General features: G+C 54.3%; 3 protein-coding genes and 1 pseudogene. All 4 read left to right on the top strand.

Features of this window, described 5'->3' with window-relative positions:
• Positions 1 to 202: 202 nt before the first annotated feature.
• Positions 203 to 532, top strand: a pseudogene (locus EII41_RS14625) (fibronectin type III domain-containing protein); the annotation flags it as partial.
• A gap of 76 nt (positions 533 to 608) precedes the next feature.
• The gene (locus EII41_RS13470; RefSeq protein WP_260425602.1) at positions 609 to 2,600 is read left to right on the top strand and encodes a fibronectin type III domain-containing protein; all 1,992 of its coding nucleotides are present in this window, start codon (positions 609 to 611) and stop codon (positions 2,598 to 2,600) included.
• Positions 2,587 to 2,766: a hypothetical protein gene (locus EII41_RS14620; RefSeq protein WP_260425601.1), complete on the top strand. Its 180-nt coding sequence runs from the start codon at positions 2,587 to 2,589 to the stop codon at positions 2,764 to 2,766. The genes EII41_RS13470 and EII41_RS14620 overlap by 14 nt, the downstream gene beginning before the upstream one ends.
• Entirely contained in the window at positions 2,754 to 2,882 is a 129-nt protein-coding gene (locus tag EII41_RS14845; RefSeq protein ID WP_411292613.1) for a T9SS type A sorting domain-containing protein, read from the top strand. Before EII41_RS14620 ends, EII41_RS14845 begins: the two co-directional genes overlap by 13 nt.
• Positions 2,883 to 3,296: the final 414 nt, after the last annotated feature.

Raw genomic sequence — 3,296 nt, 5'->3', positions numbered from 1 at the left:
AGCGTAGCGAAGTGAGTTCTCCGGATTTTAGACCTCCGAACGTCGCGCAGGCGAGCGAAGCGCACGAAGCCTTGATTTTCTTTTGCTTCGTTTTCTTGTATCAAGACAAGAAAATGAAGAGACAAAAGCAATTTCAAATTAAAAATTACGAATTACGAATTTTTGAAAACAATTATTACTAACAATTTTAAAATTTATCATTATGAAGACAATTCGATTCTTTACAGTATGGATTATCGCTCTTTTTGCGATAACAGTAACAAATCCGGCATGGGCCGCCGACACCACGCCTCCCATGCCGGGCGGCTACACCGGTCCCACCACCATCGAGGTGAAATGGAAACGCGGCAGCGACAACGTAACGACGCAAGCCAACCTGCGGTACATGGTGGGATGGACGAAAAAGTCGGAAGATAACTGGCAAAACAGCCATCCCGAGCCTTACCCCAAAGACATGACGGCATATACCATTACCGGCCTCGATCCGAATACCGAGTATCTCGTGGCTGTGCTGGTAGTTGACGAAGCCGGGAATAAGACGTGGTACGACACGCAAACCGTCACCACCGGCATCCTCGATAACACAAACCGGTCCCACCACCATCGAGGTGAAATGGAAACGCGGCAGCGACAACGTAACGACGCAAGCCAACCTGCGGTACCGGGTGAGATGGAAGAAAAAGTCGGGGGGGGGCTGGCAAACCAGCCATGGCGATTTTTTCACCAATTTCCCCAAAGACATGACGTCATATACCATTACCGGCCTCGAGCCGAATACCGAGTATCAAGTGTATGTGACGGTATTTGACGAAGCCATGAACTATCAGTCGTACGGCCAGAAAACCGTCACCACCGCCGCCGATACCGAAAAACCGAAAGCCGGATGCAACGGTAAGATCACCATCGGCACGGTAACGACCAACAGCATCGCGTTGAGCTGGTGCGCAGCTACCGACAATGTGACGCCGCACAGCCGCATGAAATATACCTATACTTATAACGAGGGATTTGGTGCAGGAGGTTTTCCGCCACAGAACGAAAAAACCGGCACAGCTATCACGTCGGGAACCATCACCGGTCTGAAGCCCGGCACAAAATACACCGTATGGGTCTATGCGACCGACGAGGCCGGCAATGAGAATTACGGTCCCAACACCGATCATATCCAATATCAATCGGTCAATGTGGAAACGAAGCCTGCGCCCGATACCCAGGCTCCCACGCCGGGCGGCTACCAGTCGGGCTACCCCAAAGCCACCGGCACCACCACCATCGAGGTGAAATGGACACGCGCCACCGACAACGTAACGGCGCCGGCCAACTTGCGGTACCGGGTGTCATGGAAGAAAAAGTCGGGGGGAAGCTGGCAATACAGCCATTCCGAGCCTTTCACCAATTTCCCCAAAGACTGGACGTCATATACCATTACCGGCCTCGAGCCGAATACCGAGTATCTCGTGGATGTGCGGGTAGTTGACGAAGCCAATGAAAGGCAGTGGTACGGCCAGAAAACCGTCAAAACCCCAGCCGGCGCGGGCGATACCCAGGCTCCCACGGCACCTGTTATTACGTCGCTAACATCTACCCAAACAACGATTACGGCAACTTGGGCGCCAAGTACCGATAATGTAACACCTCAAAACGAAATCGAATATGTAGTTTGGTATGGAATTTCCGGGTATGTGCTGCCTAAGTATCCTCCGAAAGGCGCCACTTCGTACACCCTTTCCGGTTTAGAACCCGGTAAAGAATATACGATATTAATAAGGGCAAAGGATGCCGCAGGGAATTATACCGATGGCCCCGAAAAGAAGATCAAAACCAAAGCCGCCGCCGATACCCAGGATCCCACGCCGGGCGGCTACGAAGCGGGCTACCCCAAAGCCACCGGTCCCGGAACCATCGAGGTGAAATGGAAACGCGCCACCGACAACGTAACGGCGCCGGCCAACCTGCGGTACGTGGTGGGATGGGCGAAAAAGTCGGGGGGGAGCTGGCAATACAGCCATCCCGAGCCTTTCACCAATTACCCCAAAGACTGGACGTCATATACCATTACCGGCCTCCAGCCGAATACCGAGTATGTAGTGAATGTGCTGGTAGTTGACGAAGCCGGGAATTGGAAGTTCTGCGGCCCAAAGACCGTCACCACCGGCGCCGCGGCTGTCACCATCCCCGTTACGGGCGTTACGCTCAGCCCCGCGTCGCTGAATCTGGAAGTCGGAGCAACAAAGTCGCTTACGCATACCGTCCTTCCGGCCACGGCTACGAACAAAACGGTGACATGGAGCAGCAGCAACACGGCCATCGCCACCGTCGACGGTAGCGGCACCCGGTACGGCCACCATCACCGTCACCACCGCCGACGGCGGAAAAACGGCCACGGCTGCCGTCACCGTCAAAGAGGCCACGGCGCCCGCGGTCAAAGTAACCTCCGTCACCCTGAACCGAAATTCGGTGACGATCAACGGCGATTACGAGGAGATAAAGCTCACGGCCACCGTCGCCCCGGCCACGGCTACGGACCAGTCGCTGACGTGGACGAGCGACAATCCGTCGGTCGCCTCGGTCGATGCCACCGGCTTAGTGACGATCCATAAGAAAGGCAAAGCCAGAATCACCGTCACCGCCAACGACGGCAGCGGCCGGTACGATACGTGCGACTTCAACGTGATCATGACCGTCAGCAACGAAACGGTCGACGGACTGCGTGTCTACGCCGCCGGCGGAGGCCCAACGCCGCGACGGTACATATATATAATGTAAACGGCGCGATAGTAAAAACGCTCTTCCTCCCCTCCGGCGATCATGTACAGCCCTTAGCCGACGGCATGTATCTGGTACGCGTAGGAGAACAGGTAAGGAAAATCCTTGTGAAGTGAAAAGTGAAAAGTGAAGAGTGAAAAGTAGTCAATGTAGTCAAATGTAGTCAAGGTAGTCAATGTAGGGGCGAACCTGTGTGTTCGCCCTGACACGACCGACCGCCTGAAACAGCCCAGGGCGAGATAATTCAGCCCAATGCGCAGCGTTGGGAAAAAAAGGCAACCCCTCGGCGGAGGGCTGAAAGCCTGACATAATAAATGTTGAGATGTTGAAATGTTGAGTTGTTTGCCGTGTAGGGGCGAACCTGTGTGTTCGCCCTGACACGACCGACCGCCTGAAACGGCCCTGAAAGGGCGAGATAATTCAGCCCAATGCGCAGCGTTGGGAAAAAAAGGCACCCCCTCGGCGGAGGGCTGAAAGCCTGATGTATTTTAATTGTTAATGGTCAATGGTTATTTGCCGGGTACATCATT

Origin of the sequence: Tannerella forsythia (assembly GCF_003860135.1) — a bacterium.
GTDB classification, from domain to species: Bacteria; Bacteroidota; Bacteroidia; order Bacteroidales; family Tannerellaceae; genus Tannerella; species Tannerella forsythia_A.
The sequence above is the reverse complement of the archived record's forward strand: the minus strand, read 5'-3'. Positions and strand labels throughout refer to the sequence as shown.